Origin of the sequence: Anaerotignum sp., assembly GCF_030625865.1 — a bacterium.
In the GTDB taxonomy this organism is placed as follows: Bacteria; Bacillota; Clostridia; order Lachnospirales; family Anaerotignaceae; genus Chakrabartyella.
In genome coordinates this window covers 1-15,156 of sequence record NZ_DAOUQB010000051.1, presented here as the reverse complement: position 1 = coordinate 15,156, position 15,156 = coordinate 1, and the positions used below count along the sequence as shown (strand labels likewise).

The 15,156-nt window shown below is 41.9% G+C and carries 11 protein-coding genes and 1 other annotated feature; of the genes, 4 read left to right on the top strand and 7 right to left on the bottom strand.

The genetic code is table 11. From position 1 onward, the window contains the following. The 7 genes from P9Q65_RS11880 to rsxC form a co-directional block, all read right to left on the bottom strand. On the bottom strand, positions 1 to 452 hold a 452-nt coding region (locus P9Q65_RS11880), incomplete at its 3' end, for a hypothetical protein (RefSeq protein WP_304509642.1). 270 nt (positions 453 to 722) lie between these two features. Next, on the bottom strand, positions 723 to 1,619 hold the full coding sequence (locus tag P9Q65_RS11875) for an RnfABCDGE type electron transport complex subunit B (protein ID WP_304509641.1): 897 nt from the start codon (positions 1,617 to 1,619) through the stop codon (positions 723 to 725). A 19-nt stretch (positions 1,620 to 1,638) separates the two neighbouring features. Further along, positions 1,639 to 2,217 (bottom strand): electron transport complex subunit RsxA, encoded by a 579-nt coding sequence (gene rsxA / locus P9Q65_RS11870; protein ID WP_304509640.1) that lies wholly within the window; start codon positions 2,215 to 2,217, stop codon positions 1,639 to 1,641. Positions 2,218 to 2,234: 17 nt separating this feature from the next. Next, positions 2,235 to 2,834: an electron transport complex subunit RsxE gene (gene rsxE / locus P9Q65_RS11865; RefSeq protein WP_304509639.1), complete on the bottom strand. Its 600-nt coding sequence runs from the start codon at positions 2,832 to 2,834 to the stop codon at positions 2,235 to 2,237. Beyond that, positions 2,834 to 3,373: an RnfABCDGE type electron transport complex subunit G gene (locus P9Q65_RS11860; RefSeq protein WP_304509638.1), complete on the bottom strand. Its 540-nt coding sequence runs from the start codon at positions 3,371 to 3,373 to the stop codon at positions 2,834 to 2,836. Before P9Q65_RS11860 ends, rsxE begins: the two co-directional genes overlap by 1 nt. After that, entirely contained in the window at positions 3,370 to 4,332 is a 963-nt protein-coding gene (locus P9Q65_RS11855; RefSeq protein WP_304509637.1) for an RnfABCDGE type electron transport complex subunit D, read from the bottom strand. Before P9Q65_RS11855 ends, P9Q65_RS11860 begins: the two co-directional genes overlap by 4 nt. A gap of 18 nt (positions 4,333 to 4,350) precedes the next feature. Next, positions 4,351 to 5,742: an electron transport complex subunit RsxC gene (gene rsxC / locus P9Q65_RS11850; RefSeq protein WP_304509636.1), complete on the bottom strand. Its 1,392-nt coding sequence runs from the start codon at positions 5,740 to 5,742 to the stop codon at positions 4,351 to 4,353. Between the two features lie 513 nt (positions 5,743 to 6,255). Here rsxC and rpoN point away from each other — a divergent pair. From rpoN to P9Q65_RS11830, 4 genes are all read left to right on the top strand, one after another. Beyond that, positions 6,256 to 7,617: an RNA polymerase factor sigma-54 gene (gene rpoN / locus P9Q65_RS11845; protein ID WP_304509635.1), complete on the top strand. Its 1,362-nt coding sequence runs from the start codon at positions 6,256 to 6,258 to the stop codon at positions 7,615 to 7,617. A gap of 13 nt (positions 7,618 to 7,630) precedes the next feature. After that, positions 7,631 to 9,064, top strand: coding sequence for a MocR-like pyridoxine biosynthesis transcription factor PdxR (gene pdxR, locus P9Q65_RS11840; protein ID WP_304509634.1), 1,434 nt, complete (start codon positions 7,631 to 7,633; stop codon positions 9,062 to 9,064). 662 nt (positions 9,065 to 9,726) lie between these two features. Then, positions 9,727 to 9,947: a binding site (T-box leader), on the top strand. 83 nt (positions 9,948 to 10,030) lie between these two features. Continuing rightward, complete coding sequence (gene alaS / locus P9Q65_RS11835; protein ID WP_304509633.1) at positions 10,031 to 12,673, top strand: alanine--tRNA ligase; 2,643 nt, start codon at positions 10,031 to 10,033, stop codon at positions 12,671 to 12,673. Positions 12,674 to 13,142: 469 nt separating this feature from the next. Beyond that, positions 13,143 to 14,528 (top strand): NAD(P)/FAD-dependent oxidoreductase, encoded by a 1,386-nt coding sequence (locus P9Q65_RS11830; protein WP_304509632.1) that lies wholly within the window; start codon positions 13,143 to 13,145, stop codon positions 14,526 to 14,528. Positions 14,529 to 15,156 lie beyond the last annotated feature (628 nt).

Below are 15,156 nucleotides of genomic sequence, written 5' to 3'. Positions count from 1 at the left end.
GTAGTTTTTTCTGTTCTTTTATTTGAACGGTAAGGACCCGGTGCAAAAGGCGTATCTTCATCAAAGTCCCAATATTCATAATAAGATCTTGGAGTAATGGCTGATAGCCGTGTTTCTTGGGAAGTCGTTGAAATCGTTACCAAATTTCCATCCAAATATATTTCCCCATTTGGTGTAATCAATACTTCATTTGTTAGTTCTCCTTCATGGACTGTATATAAGTCCCCATTGGAAACGGGTTCTTTTTTTACATTTGCCAAAACACCGGCAGTTTCAATGGTGTAATTTTCAACACCTGATTTTTCCGTTGATTCATTTACAAGCTTTGACATTCCACAATTAACCATGTTCTCTACCATATCTATATTATTTGTTGTTTCACTCGCAAAAGTGGGTGCTACAGTTGATAGAATGAATATCCCTGATAAAATAATAGAAAAAAATCTTTTCATCTACGTTTCCTCCTTCAATATAAAATCTAATTTAATATTTTAGAAGAACCACATAGCTTTCAGAAGGCCTTCGGTAAACAGTTACCTCTTCTGCTCTGAGTATAATATATATAAATATATATTGTCAATAATTTCCAGTAATTGAGTGAGAGGAAATATTGACAAAATACTACAAATGTAATACTACTTATTTTGTTATTCTAAAAGAATTAATATTCCACATAAAAAAGGGTGTCCCTTCTAAGAAGGAACACCCTTGAAAATACTAAATTATTCGCTTTTTGCTTCTTCCTTTGCAGGAGCTTCAGCTTTTGGTGCCTCTGCCTTAGGAGCTTCTGCTTTAGGAGCAGCCTGGGCGGGAGGTGTAGGTCTTTTTCCTGTGATAACGTTCTTAGGGCATTTATTTGCACAGATGCCGCAAGATTTACATTTATCATAGTCAATGACTGCTAAATTGTCGATTACATGAATCGCGTCAAAAGGACAATTTTTTTCGCAAATTTTACATGCAATACAGCCAACGGAGCAAACCTGCATTACGTTCTTGCCAATATCTTTGGAAGAACATTGAACTTTTACTTTTTTCTTTGAAGGTAGAAGTTCAATAAGGTGTTTCGGGCATGCATCTACACATTTACCACATGCAACACATTTATCTTTATCCACCACTGCAATACCATCAACGATATGAATGGCATCGAAAGCACAAGCTTTTACACAGCTTCCTAGGCCTAAACAGCCGTAGGAGCAGCTTTTGCCACCGCCGCCAGCTAATTGAACAGCCATATTACAATCGTCAATACCGAAGTATTCATATTTTTCTTTTGCTTTTTCGCAAGTACCACCGCACTTAACGAAAGCGGCAACGGGTTCAGAAGCGGAAGCTTCAATACCCATAATTGCACCGACTTTTTCAGCAACTGCAGCACCGCCAACGGGACAACCGTTTACGGGTGCATTTCCGGAAGCAATTGCAGCGGCAAGACCGCCACAACCGGGGAAACCGCAACCACCGCAGTTTGCACCGGGAAGAACTTCTAAAATCTCACCGATTTTAGGATCTTCTTCTACTTTAAAAACTTCACCGGCGATGCCAAGGCCTGCGCCAAAAACAACACCGAGACCACCGATACTAAGAATCGGATTTATAATATTGTATATGTCCATTTTTGTCACCCTCCTTGCATTAAAGTTTGATCAAGCCGGAGAAGCCTAAGAATGCAATGGACATAAGACCTGCTGTAAGCAGAGCCAATGGGAATCCATCAAAGGCTTTCGGTGTATCATTGTCTGCGATTCTTTCACGGATACCTGCAAACAGAACAATCGCCAAAGCAAAGCCTGTTGCACCACCAAAGCCGTTTAAAACAGCTTCGATGAAGTTGTAGCCCTTTTGCATATTCAAAACGGCAACACCCAATACAGCACAGTTTGTTGTAATCAAAGGAAGGAAAACACCCAATGCCTGATACAGAGCAGGTGCAGCTTTCTTCAAGAACATTTCTACGAACTGTACTAAAGATGCGATAACCAAAATGAACGCAATGTTATACAAGTATGTGATGTGCAAAGGCACCAAAATCAGGGCATAAACGAGCCATGCTACTGCTGCTGCCAAGGACATAACGAAGATAACGGCCATACCCATACCTGCTGCTGTTTCAACTTTTCTAGAAACACCGAGGAAGGGGCAGATACCTAAAAACTGGGATAATACATAGTTGTTTACGAAAATCCCTGCTAAAATCAATAAGATTAAATTCATTTAATTTCCCCTCCTTCTTAAGCTTTTTTCTTGTTTCTGAAATAGTTTAAAGCAGCCATCAAGCAACCCAATGTAAAGAAAGCACCGGGAGCCATAACGAACAATAATGTTCTAGGGAATGCTGCGGGAAGTACTGTAATATCAAAGAGTGTACCTGCCCCGATAAATTCACGCACTAAGCCTAAAACGCCCAAAGCGATTGTAAAGCCAAGACCCATACCGATACCATCGAAAATAGCGGAAATAGGACCATTTTTGGAGGCAAATGCTTCTGCTCTTGCCAAGATCAAGCAGTTAACAACAATCAGAGGGATATAAAGACCCAAAGATGCGTTAAGTGCAGGCAAATAAGCCTTTAACATGAATTCGATTACAGTTACGAATGTTGCAATAACTACGATAAAGCATGGAATTCTTACTTTATCGGGAATTACTTTTCTCAGCAGGGAAATGAACAAGTTTGCACAAATCAAAACTGCTGCAGTGGAAAGACCCATACCGATACCGTTAATGGCGGAGCTTGTTACAGCCAGTGTAGGACACATACCAATTACCTGCACAAAGGTAGGGTTTTCATCAATAATACCGTTTTTGAGTAATTTTAATGGGTTTGCCATTAGTAAGCACCTCCGTTCGCAGTAAACCATTGTAATGCATCATTTGCACCGCTTGTTACAGCTCTGGAAGTGATGGTAGCACTGGTAATAGGAACTACTTCGCCGCCGTCCTTTGTTACAGCCAGATCACCGGACATGCCTGCGAACTGTTCGTAGAAGGAAGGATCGGTGGATTTTGCACCCAAGCCTGGTGTTTCGGAGTGTTTCGTAACACGAAGACCGGTAATAATACCATCGGCATCAATACCAACCATTGTATCTACTGCGCCACTAAAACCACCGGGAGCTGCCGTGATAACAAAACCGCCGTTATCAGCTTTGTAGACTGCAGTAACGGAACCGGATAATTCTACATTTTCAATTTGTTCGAAAGAACTTGCATCGGGCATAACTGCCTTCATAGAAGCTGCTCTTGTCTGTTCTTCCTGCATTTTAATAGGTTCTGCTGTAATCGACTGTACTGCCCCTAAAGCGGCCGCAGCAACACCGGCGATAATCAGCAATACCACAGCGGGTTTTATAACTTCGTTTGCATTCATGCCTTCTTCGCCTCCTTCACTTTAGGTAATGCGCCAAAGATTGTAGGCTCTGTGAATCTTTCAATCAAAGGTACAGCGAGGTTCATAATCAGGATAGAGTAGGATACGCCTTCTGGGTAGCCGCCGAAAATTCTGATTAATGTTGTAATCAAACCACAACCAAGGGCAAAGATAACCTGTCCTTTTGCTGTTACTGGAGATGAAGCATAGTCTGTTGCCATGAAGAATGCACCCAGCATCAAACCGCCTGCAAAAATTTCATATACAGGAACACGCAAACCATCTCTTCCGATTAACGCTGTTAACACGAAAACAGTTGCAATGTAGATTACGGGAACTTTCCAGTTGATAACATGCTTTGCAATCAAATAAATACCACCGATAATCAAAGCAATTGCACAAGTTTCACCGATACAGCCGCCGATATTACCAACTAAAACATCTGTAAAGCTGGCATCAGGCATAACGCCGCCTTTTAACTGTGCCAAAGGTGTTGCAACAGAAACTGCATCTGCGCCGAAGTTACCTGCGGATGTCCAGGATGTCATTTCTGTAGGGTAGGATGCCAATAAGAAAGCTCTGCCGGCAAGGGCAGGGTTAATGAAGTTCTGACCCAAACCGCCGAAAAGCTGTTTTGCAAAGATAATTGCAAATGCACTACCAACAATCGCTACCCAAACAGGAGCGGATGCAGGCATATTCATTGCAAGGAGCAAACCTGTTACAACGGCACTTAAGTCGCTGATTGTAACGGGCTTTTTCAATAATTTTTCATACAGCCATTCAAAGAAAACAGCTGAAACGATGGCAGCAACCATCAAAATCAGTGCTCTCACACCGAAATAGTAAATGCCCATCACGGAAGCAGGAACCAAAGCAATGATTACATCACGCATGATGCTCTGGATAGATTCCTTAGAACGTACGTGAGGGGTACCGGATACTACAAAATTAGCCATGTTTTATTCTCCCCCTTCTCAGTTCTTTTCAGCTTTCGCTTTTGCTTCAGCTTCGGCTTTTGCTCTAGCAGCAGCTGCAGCAGCGGCTTTTTTACCAGCTTCAATTTTCTTTACGGCACGAATGGACTGTGCTAACTGACGTTTTGCTGGGCACTCGTAAGAGCAGCTACCGCATTCGATACAATCTAAGCCGTGGTGTGCCACGAAAGCTTCGCCGTCACCTTTTAATGCCAAGAAGTTCAGCATGAAAGGCATCAAGCCCATAGGACAGTGGTCAACACACTTGCCGCAACGAATACAGTTTCTTTCTTCGGGAATGTATGCTTCTTCTTTTGTGAAGCAAAGCAAACCGGAAGTTGTTTTTACAGATGCAACATCCAGTGTATAGAGTGTAGGACCCATCATGGGGCCGCCGGCAATCAGTTTTACAGGAGGGTTTTCCTCATTGAAGCCGCCGATTGCATCTACCAAATCACGTAGTGTCATACCAGTACGGATTTTGTAGTTACCGGGGTTTTTGATACCCTTACCGGAAACAGTTACAACTCTTCTCATTAATGGTCTGCCTTTGCAAATAGCTCTTTCAATTGCAACAACGGTATCAACGTTGTCAACGATACAGCCTGCACTTGCGGGCAGAGCGCCGGATTTTACTTCTCTTTTTGTAATGGCATAGATCAAGTGTTTTTCAGAACCCTGAGGGAACTTTGTAACCAAGGGCTGAACAACGATATTGTCAATGCCTTCGCAAGCCTTTGTCATCGCTTCGATTGCTTTAGGCTTGTTGATCTCGATGCCAATTACGCCTTTTGCATTGGGATGCAATTTCAGCATAATCTGCAGACCTTTTACAATACGCTCAGGTTCTTCCACCATCAAACGGTAGTCACATGTGAGGTATGGCTCACATTCTGCCGCATTGATCAAGATATGATCAATAGGTGTATCCTTTGGCGGATTCAGTTTTACATGTGTAGGGAAACCAGCACCACCCAGACCAACAACGCCTGCACCTTTAATTGCTGCAAGGATTTCTTCATTAGTCATTGTGGTGTAGTCTTTACCCTGGTTCAGGCCTTCGATTTCTTCCATTTTACCGTCGTTCTTCACAACGATGGATTTTACCATTACGCCACCGGGAACGAGCATAGGACGGATGTCCACAACTTCGCCGGATACGCTGGCAAAAATCGGAGAAGACATGAATGCGGGCGACTCTGCGATTTTCTGACCAACCTTTACATGATCACCAACAGCAACCAGAGGCTCACAAGGAGCGCCGATGTGCTGGCTCATGGGGTAGAATAACTCAGAGTTTTCCTTTGGGAGTACCACCTGTATAGGCTGCTCTGCGGACAGAGCTTTTCCATCAGGCGGATGAACTCCACGTTTGAACGTTAAAGCTTGCATATTATCCCCCTCTGTCAAAGTGTTTTTGCGCTTGGGAAGCGCCATGAGATGATTAGTAATAGCTTTAAATAAAATGATAAAACTATACATACAACAGCAGTATTTTAATACAAAAATGAAGTTTTAACAACATTTTTGAGAAAAAAACTGCAAAACCTTATTGATTTGTGAAAAAAAAGATACAAGTTTCGTTGCTCTATTCACCTAAAATATAAATTTAGTATGTATAGATTAGAAATGCGCATACAATCATTTGTATGCTAAGGATTAAGACCTACTTTAGTTTACTATTATTATCTAAAAATGTAAATGATAATATATTACCATAAATGAAGGGGTAAAACCCTAGTGATTTTAAGTCAAATTGACAAAAGTTGAACACTCTGAATGAGAAAAGCAATAAAACATGGCACAATTGTAGCTTTTTTTTAAATGTAAACTGTGATAAAATGAAAAAAGTGCCAAAGACAAGAGAAACTTATTGTTAAAAATATTAATAAAGAAGGTGAAACCGTGGATTTGTCCCTGCAATTAGCACAGAAACAGATTTTGTCTCAAAGGATGCAGCAATCTGTTGAAATTCTGCAAATGAATGCAATTATACTTTCTGAATATATTCATGATCTGGTGCAGGAGAATCCCCTCTTGGAATGGCAGGATATCTCTGTAGAGCAGCCGGAGAAAGACGATAAGCTTCTGCGTAAGCTTGAATGGCTGGAAGAGGCCGATGAGCAAAACCGCAGCATGTATCGGGTGGAGCAGGAAGATGAAACTGACAGAAAAGATTGTATTGGAAAGAGAGAACGGGAGAGCTTACGTGAATATCTTTTGTTCCAAATCAATATATTAAAGGTGGACGAAGGCATAAAGCGTGTTTTGCGGTTTTTAGCCCAAAGCACCGAAGAAAGCGGTTATTTGGAACAAGGCGCCTTAGAAGCGGCAGAAGAAAGGTTTCATATAAAAGGAAAATGCAGTGCAAATTCTTTGAGCATCCTTCAATCTTTGGATCCCCCGGGAGTAGGGGCAAGAAGCCTAGAGGAGTGCTTGCTGATACAATTAAAACAAAAAAATCCATCCCCTCTTGCTATTATTATGGTAGAAAAATATTTGCCGGACTTGGCGAAGAATAGAATCAGTCATGTTGCAAAGCAGCTTAGGGTTTCTTTTGAGCAGGCGAAGGCGGCCTTAGATGAGATTCGTAGTTGTGAACCAAAGCCGGGACGAGGATTTATAAGCGAGAAGCCTGTCGAATATATAGTTCCGGATCTTTTTGTGGAAATACGTGAAAGAGAATTGATTATAACCTTGAATAGTTCCGCCGCACCCAAATTGTTTGTTAGCCAGTCTTATTTAAAACTGCTGCGGGAGGGCGCTTCTCAAGAAACGAAAGAATATATTTCTACGAAACTAAAACAGGCGGAGTGGGCAATACAATGTATTTCAAAAAGAGAGGAAACTTTACTTGAAACGGCAAAATGCATTGTTACCCATCAAAAAGAATTCTTTTTGCACCCGGATGGGCAACTGAAACCTCTGCGTATGGCGGATATTGCAGGGTGTATGCAAGTACATGAGTCAACGATAAGCCGTGCGGTAAGGGACAAATATCTTCAGTGTAACAGAGGGGTTTTCCCTCTGAATGCCTTTTTCTCAAAGGCACTTTCGTCTGAGGAAACAGGGACCATTTCCGCTGACAGCATTCAACAGAAGATACGTTTGATGATTGATGGTGAAAATAAAAAGAAACCTTATAGCGACAGGGAGTTAACGGAAAAATTGCAAGAGGAAGGAATTCAAATTTCCCGCAGAACCGTTGCCAAATACCGTGAAAGTATGGGTATTGCGGGAGCATCGGGCAGAAAATGCTACGATTGAAAAGGGGGATTCTATGCCGGATAAAATTTTTCATATAAAAATAAATAAAGAGGGGCAGGTGCCTTTATATCAGCAGTTGGCCGATGGGCTGGCAAAACTGATTACCCAGGGGTGCCTGCCCCCTGATAGTAAATTGCCGCCGATACGAAAAATGGCTGAAGAATATGGTGTAAATAATGTTACGGTTGTGTCGGCGTATAAAAATCTGGAAAGTAAACAAATGGTCTATACCAGAAAGGGGAGCGGAACCTTTGTGTCTCCCTTGCCGGTGGAAGCCATTCCGGAGCCCGTTGCCAAGGGGAACCTTCATGGCTTTGAGGCGGGAAATTCTTTTGAAAATGCGATTAATTTTGCAAATACATCTCTGCCTCATGAGCTTTTTCCTGTGGATGCCTTTAAAAAAGCCTTTGATGAGGTGCTGGATCGAGAAAAAGGCGGTGCGTTTCGCTATACGGACAGTATGGGCTATCAGCCTTTACGCCAACAGCTTTGCAGCTATTTAGAAGGCTATGGGATCAAAACGACAATGGATAGTGTACAGATTATTTCCGGTGCACAGCAGGGTATAGATGTCATATCTAAGGCCATGATACGCTTTGGTGATGTGGTTTTTGTGGAAAGCCCTACTTTCTATGGTGCTGCCGGTGCGTTTTTATCCAGAGGAGCGAAGTTAGTAGAAATTCCTATGGAACCTGATGGCATGAAAATGGATGTGCTGGAGGACTATTTAAAGTTATACCATCCTCGTTTTATTTATATGATGGCATATTTTCAGACGCCTACGGGAATTTCTTATTCTTTGGAAAAGAAGCGTCGCCTATTGGAATTGGCTGAACGATATGATACCTATATCATAGAAGAAGATGATTTTTATGATTTCTATTATAATAAGGATACGCCGGTTTCTTTAAAAGCGTTGGATTATAAAAACAGGGTGGTATATATCAAAAGTTTTTCAAAAATTTTAATGCCCGGGCTTCGTATGGGACTTATGGTTTTGCCCAAAAAGGTGCTTCAGGGAGTAATGGAGGCGAAATACACGTCGGATATTTCTACTTCAAGCTTTATTCAAAAAGCCATGGAGCAGTATTTTAGAGAGAACGGATGGGAAGAACATGCAAAAGCCATGCGCTGTTTTGGTGGGGAAAAATATCGTCGAACCCTTTCTTTTGCAAAGCAATATTTGGAGGGAAGTGCAATCGTTTCCTTGCCAAACGGCGGCGTTAGCCTTTGGATTCAATTGCCGAAGGGAATCGGAGCTGAGGCTTTTTGCAGTCGCATGTTGGAGAAGAATGTGATTCTTACCCCGGGAAGTCAGTTTGAAATCAGCGGCAAGGACAGTGGCCATGTACGTCTCAGCTTTTGTGGTGTGGAAGATGATAAAATACAGGTTGGCTTAAAACGCATGGGGGAAACCATAGAAAGAATGCAGATGGAGAATAAGTAAGGGGAAAACCTTGAGGGCGTTGCCCTCAAGCACCCACAAGGGCTTCGCCCTTGACCCATGTTAACCCGCATTTTATGCGGGTTTTGTAACGATTGCTGATCTCATTTTTTTGAAAAATTTAGTTCCTATGTTTTAAAAGACAATGACTACGGATGTCATGTATGGTCGAAAAGAATTCATGCAAGAATACAAGGGCAAGACCTTGAGGGCAACGCCCTCAAGCACCCACAAGGGTTTCACCCTTGACCCATCTTAAACCCCGCATATTATACGGGGTTTGTAATAATTGTTGATCTTATTTTTTTGATAAGTTCAATTCCCTGATGTTTTGAAAGCCAATGATTAAGAATGTCATGTATTGTCGAAAGGAATTCATGCAAGAATATAAGGGTAAGACCTTGAGGGCGTTGTCCTCAAACTCCTACAAGGGTATCAGCTCAGCACTTTGCTACGCAAAGCTGTCCTTTGGACAGATGGCACTTCTCTGCCATTGCATCCTTGACCCACTGAACCCCGCATAGATATGCGGGGTAGGATAAAAGTTTAGGTAGCCTTTTTAAAGGATTGCAGGGTTCGGGACAGTGTCCCGAGAACTTATCTTTTCCTTCCTCTTGACAAACGAAATGGGAGTTACTATAATCTTCTTAATTGAATAAATTCTTATAAAGCCATAAAAAGAAGGAGTATTTAACGGCAGGCCTTTGCAGAGAGGAAGCAATTGGTGAGAGACTTCCGGGAGCCCGTTAAAGAAGCAGTCTTTTTGGATTTTCACAGCTCTGTGGCGGAAATTTAGTATGTTGCAGCGTAAGTCGGCGTTAACGGCATAAAAGCGACGGTTTTCAAACCGTAAGCAGGGTGGTACCACGGTTTATTCGTCCCTGATCCTTTGTGATCGGGGGCTTTTTTTTTCACAAAATGGCAATACTTAAGAGATGAAAGATGAAATATGATTGAGGAGGAAATACGATGAAATACATGGGTGTAAATGAAGTAAGAGAGGCTTTTCTTTCCTTTTTTGAAAGCAAGGAACATTTGCGTTTGCAAAGTTTTTCCCTGGTTCCCCATAACGATAAAAGCTTACTGCTGATTAATTCGGGTATGGCGCCGATGAAGGCATATTTTACAGGGCAGGAAGTTCCTCCCAGCAAAAGGGTTACGACCTGTCAAAAATGTATTCGTACAGGTGATATTGAAAATGTAGGTAAAACAGCACGTCACGGCACTTTTTTTGAAATGCTTGGGGATTTTTCCTTTGGGGATTATTTTAAAAATGAGATCATTCCTTGGTCTTGGGAATTTGTAACCAAGGTTTTGGAAATTCCTGAGGACAAGCTGTATGTAACAATCTATGAAGAAGATGATGAATCCGGTGATATTTGGCATAACGTGGTAGGAGTACCCCGTGATCGCATTAAAAAATTGGGTAAGGCGGATAACTTCTGGGAACATGGAACAGGTCCTTGCGGCCCCTGTACGGAAATTTACTATGATAGAGGGGAAAAATACAGCTGCGGCAGCCCTGAATGTGGTGTGGGCTGTGATTGTGATCGTTATATGGAATTCTGGAATTTGGTACTCACCCAGTTTAATGCAGAACCGGATGGTACCTATACAGAGTTGGATCAGAAAAACGTGGATACCGGCATGGGCTTGGAGCGTATGGCCACCATTTTGCAGGGCGTAGATTCTATTTTTGACGTGGATACGATAAAATCCATCCGTGATGCAATTTGCCAAAAAGCAAAGGTGGAATACGGTAAAATTGCCAAAATCGATGTTTCTGTACGTGTGATTACAGACCATATTCGTTCTGTAACCATGATGACTGCCGATGGTGTTCTGCCTTCCAACGAAGGTAGAGGCTACGTACTTCGTCGTTTGCTTCGTCGTGCGGCACGCCACGGAAAACTTTTAGGCATTGAAGGGGAGTTTTTGGCAGAACTGTCTAAGTCTGTTATTGCTTGCAGTGGAGATGCGTATCCTGAATTGGTGGATAAGCAGGAGTATATTTTTAAAATCCTTTCCATTGAAGAAAACAGCTTCTATAAAACCATTGATAATGGTATGGCAATCCTGAAGTCAGACATGGGGGAGATGAAAGAAGCTGGTCAGACAACGATGAGCGGTGAAAAATCTTTCCGTCTGTATGATACCTATGGTTTCCCCATTGATTTGACAAAGGAAATCCTGGAAGAGGCAGGTATGAACGTGGATGAAGAAGCGTTTGCCGCAGAAATGAAGCAGCAAAAGGAAAGAGCAAGGGCGGCAAGAGGGAAATCCACTTATATGGGTGCGGCGGAAACGGTTTATCATGAACTGCCCGTTGATTTGCAAACAAAGTTTGCCGGCTATGATATAAAAGAGGTAGGGGATGCTAAAATTATAGCATTGGTTGCGAATAATGAAATTGCAGGAATGGCACAAAAGGGGGACACTGTTTCCGTTTTCCTTGATAACACGCCTTTCTATGCAGAAAGCGGCGGTCAGGTTGGTGATTGCGGTATTATTAAGACAGAAAAAGGTACCGTGAACGTAACGGATTGTATTAAGGTAATCGGCGGAAAAATTGCCCATGTGGGACAGGTGACAGAAGGCACGCTCTCTGTTGATGAAAAGGCAGTTGCCACAGTAGACTGGGAAAGACGTATGGCAACTTCAAGAAATCATAGCACCACTCATTTGTTGCAAAAGGCATTACGAACGGTTTTGGGTACCCATGTAGAGCAGGCAGGCTCTTATGTAAGTCCTGAGCGTTTACGCTTTGACTTTACCCATTTTACAGCAATGACTGATGAAGAATTAAAAACTGTTGAAAAAATAGTGAATGATTCTATTTTTGCAAGCTATGTGATTGAAACAGCAGAGATGAGCATTGACGAAGCAAGAAACAAGGGTGCTATGGCGTTGTTTGGTGAAAAATATGGTGATGTTGTTCGTGTGGTAGATATGGGTGGCTATAGCATAGAGCTTTGTGGCGGTGCCCATCTGCAAAATACAGCCCAGGCGGGTTCCTTTAAGATTCTTTCAGAAAATGGTGTTGCGGCAGGGGTGCGCCGTATTGAAGCGGTAACAGGCGGGGAAGCCTTGAAGCATTATCAGGCACAAGAAGATGAAATAAAGGGAATTTGCCGTTTGGTAAAGGCTTCACCGGACAAGTTGGTAGCCCGTGTAGAGCAATTAATGGCAGAGCAGAAGGAATTGACAAAGGAATTGGACAAGCTGAAAGCCAAAATGGCAGGTGGTGCCGCTGAGGACATTATAAACAGTAAAGTGGAAATGAATGGCGTTGCTGTGCTGGCGGCAGAAGTAAAAGATTTGGATGCCAATGGCATGCGTACTTTAGGGGATCAGCTGAAGAATAAGCTGGGCAGTGGCATTGTTGTTTTGGCAGGCGGCGCAGAGGGAAAAGTAAACCTTATGGTAATGGCAACGGATGATGTGGTTGCAAAAGGTGCCCATGCAGGTAATATTGTAAAAGCTGCTGCAGCTGTTTGCGGCGGTGGTGGCGGTGGTCGCCCCAACATGGCACAAGCTGGTGGCAAAAACCCTGGAAAGATTGGGGAAGCCTTAGAAAAGGCAAAAGAAGTGATTGCACAGCAAATTAAGTGATTTGCAATTGCTAAAGTTAGATGAAAAATGAGCGGGTGAGATGCAACGTGGAAAAGATAGGTTATCTTTTTTCATGGTAGAAGATAGCCGTTCAAAAATTTAAAGCAGTTGTCCGGTGAAAGGGACAGCTGCTTTTTTATGAAAATTTCAGGGTGATAGTTGGATAAAAATCCCCATTTTCTTGCGATTAAAAGCAAAGAAAACGCCTGTCCATACTGTAAAGACATACATTCTTTTTGTGAATGATTATACGAAGATCAAAAAGTGTTTTTTCTGGAAAATAAAAGAAGTTCTTGACTTGGAGGAAGAAATACGTTAAAATAAGACGTAAGTAAAGCGAAACTTTTCTTACACAAGTATAGACAAGTTTCGCTCTTTTTCTGTGCGCAAAGAATAATTATGCAAAAAAAAGTAATATTGTGAATAATTAAAATCGGCATTTTTGAATGCCACATTAGGAGGTGCTTCTATGAATTTGAAAAAGCATTATGATGTAGCGATTATTGGCGGTGGGATCGGCGGGATTATGACAGCATATCGGCTGATCGAAAATAATCCCGAGATAAAAGTGCTGATTATGGAAAAAGGCCATGCTATTCAGCAGCGCCATTGCCCTATTGTGACAGGTAAAGTGGACAAATGCATTAGGTGTTCTTCTTGTGCAATTATGGAAGGTATGGCAGGAGCCGGCGCATTCTCCGATGGAAAGTATGTCATTTCCACAGAATACGGCGGTTGGTTAACAGATTTTTTAGAGCCTCAAACAGTCATTCATTATATCGAGCAAGCCGATGAGGTTTTGGTGAAATTCGGTGCCACTACAGACCGTTTTATGCCCAATGATGATTTAAAACGCTTGTGTTTACAGTATGATTTGCATATGAGTCAAGCACAGCTAAAGCATTTGGGAACAGACAGCAACTTTGATACCATGCGTAAGCTGATTGAATATTTGGAAAACAAAGTGGATATCGCCGTGGATACGGAAGCAACGGATGTGAATAAAGATACCAAAGAAATCCAATTGGTTCATAGAGGGGAAAAAGACGTGATTTCTGCTGAGAAAATCATTTTTGCCGTAGGACGTGTGGGGAGCCGTTTCTTCTCCGATTGGTGCGAAAATAACAATATTCCATTGAAAAATAATCAAGTGGATATCGGCGTAAGAGTGGAATTACCGGCGATGATTTGGGATCATTTCAGCAAAAAAATCTATGAGCCCAAGATTTGGTATCGTTCCAAACAATACGGGGATACAACCAGAATGTTCTGCTTTAATGAAAGAGGCCACGTTGTAACGGAAAATACAGGCGGTGTTTTGACTGTCAACGGGCATTCTTACCGTGAACAGGAAAGAAAGACAGAAAACTCCAACTTTGCCCTGCTCTCTACCATTCGTTTTACAGAGCCATTTAAAAAGCCCATTGAATACGCAAGATATGTTGCCAGCTTGGCAAATCTGATTTGCGGTGGTGGCGTTATGGTACAGCGTTTGGGAGATTTGGAGATCGGCAGACGTTCCGATGAAAGCCGTATTAGAAAGTCTACCACCAGACCTACTTTACATGCAGTAGCGGGGGATTTGAGCCTTTGTATGCCCAAACGCCAGTTAGATAATATTATTGAAACGCTCCATGCGTTAGATAAAATTGCCCCGGGTACGGCAAATTGCGATACATTACTCTATGGTATTGAGTGTAAATATTATTCTGCAAGACCAAAATGTACGGAATTCCAGATAGATAATTGTCCCGGATTCTATGCCATCGGTGATGGTGCAGGCTTTACCCGTTCCTTATCTCAGGCGGCGGCCAACGGTATGTATGTAGCGGATAAAATTTTAAAAGAGAAATAAGTTCGTGGAAACCCCCAAGCCTAATTTTAGGATTGGGGGTTTTATGTTTACTTATTATTATTTGAAATATCTTTCTTTGTTTTTGTTAGACTGAGGGCAGCACCTAAAACAATAAATATGTGAGGCGTTTTAAGTGAATAGGATGTTACTTTTATAAAGGTTGTAAACCAGATGGACATAAGACCGTTTGTTGAAGCAGAAGAAAAACCAATACCCTGTCTTCTTGCCAAAAAAAGACCTATAGTGTCTTTGAGGAGATAAAAAGCTGGGGGTGCGATAAAAATAAAATAAGCAAGCAAAAGAAACCCTATGACCAGGTGTAATTTATGAATAAACCTGCTATGGAAAGACTTATGGCCAAGAAAAAATTTTGTGACAGATATAATGGTATATCCGATTATTAAGGAAAAAAAGGGGATCACTAAAGTGGAATAAAGAAATTTTGGGATTGTATCATGATTGAAATGAGCCCAATTTTGAAAAAACATTTCCAGCAATGGAGTGGAAATACAGAATACCAATGAAAGGATAGTCAAAAATATAATGTTTGTTCGTTCCTTTTTTTCTTCTTTGGGGGATGGAAACCCATAGATTAGATGCCCGATATCCACATTTGTGCTTTCGGCAA

Excerpts from the sequence above, each read along its gene's own strand:
- rsxE (WP_304509639.1), bottom strand. The coding sequence starts at position 2,834 with ATGGCAAACCCATTAAAATTACTCAAAAACGGTATTATTGATGAAAAC.
- pdxR (WP_304509634.1), top strand. The coding sequence starts at position 7,631 with ATGCCGGATAAAATTTTTCATATAAAAATAAATAAAGAGGGGCAGGTG.
- P9Q65_RS11875 (WP_304509641.1), bottom strand. The coding sequence starts at position 1,619 with ATGGACATATACAATATTATAAATCCGATTCTTAGTATCGGTGGTCTC.
- alaS (WP_304509633.1), top strand. The coding sequence starts at position 10,031 with ATGAAATACATGGGTGTAAATGAAGTAAGAGAGGCTTTTCTTTCCTTT.
- P9Q65_RS11860 (WP_304509638.1), bottom strand. The coding sequence starts at position 3,373 with ATGAATGCAAACGAAGTTATAAAACCCGCTGTGGTATTGCTGATTATC.
- P9Q65_RS11830 (WP_304509632.1), top strand. The coding sequence starts at position 13,143 with ATGAATTTGAAAAAGCATTATGATGTAGCGATTATTGGCGGTGGGATC.
- rsxC (WP_304509636.1), bottom strand. The coding sequence starts at position 5,742 with ATGCAAGCTTTAACGTTCAAACGTGGAGTTCATCCGCCTGATGGAAAA.
- rsxA (WP_304509640.1), bottom strand. The coding sequence starts at position 2,217 with ATGAATTTAATCTTATTGATTTTAGCAGGGATTTTCGTAAACAACTAT.
- P9Q65_RS11855 (WP_304509637.1), bottom strand. The coding sequence starts at position 4,332 with ATGGCTAATTTTGTAGTATCCGGTACCCCTCACGTACGTTCTAAGGAA.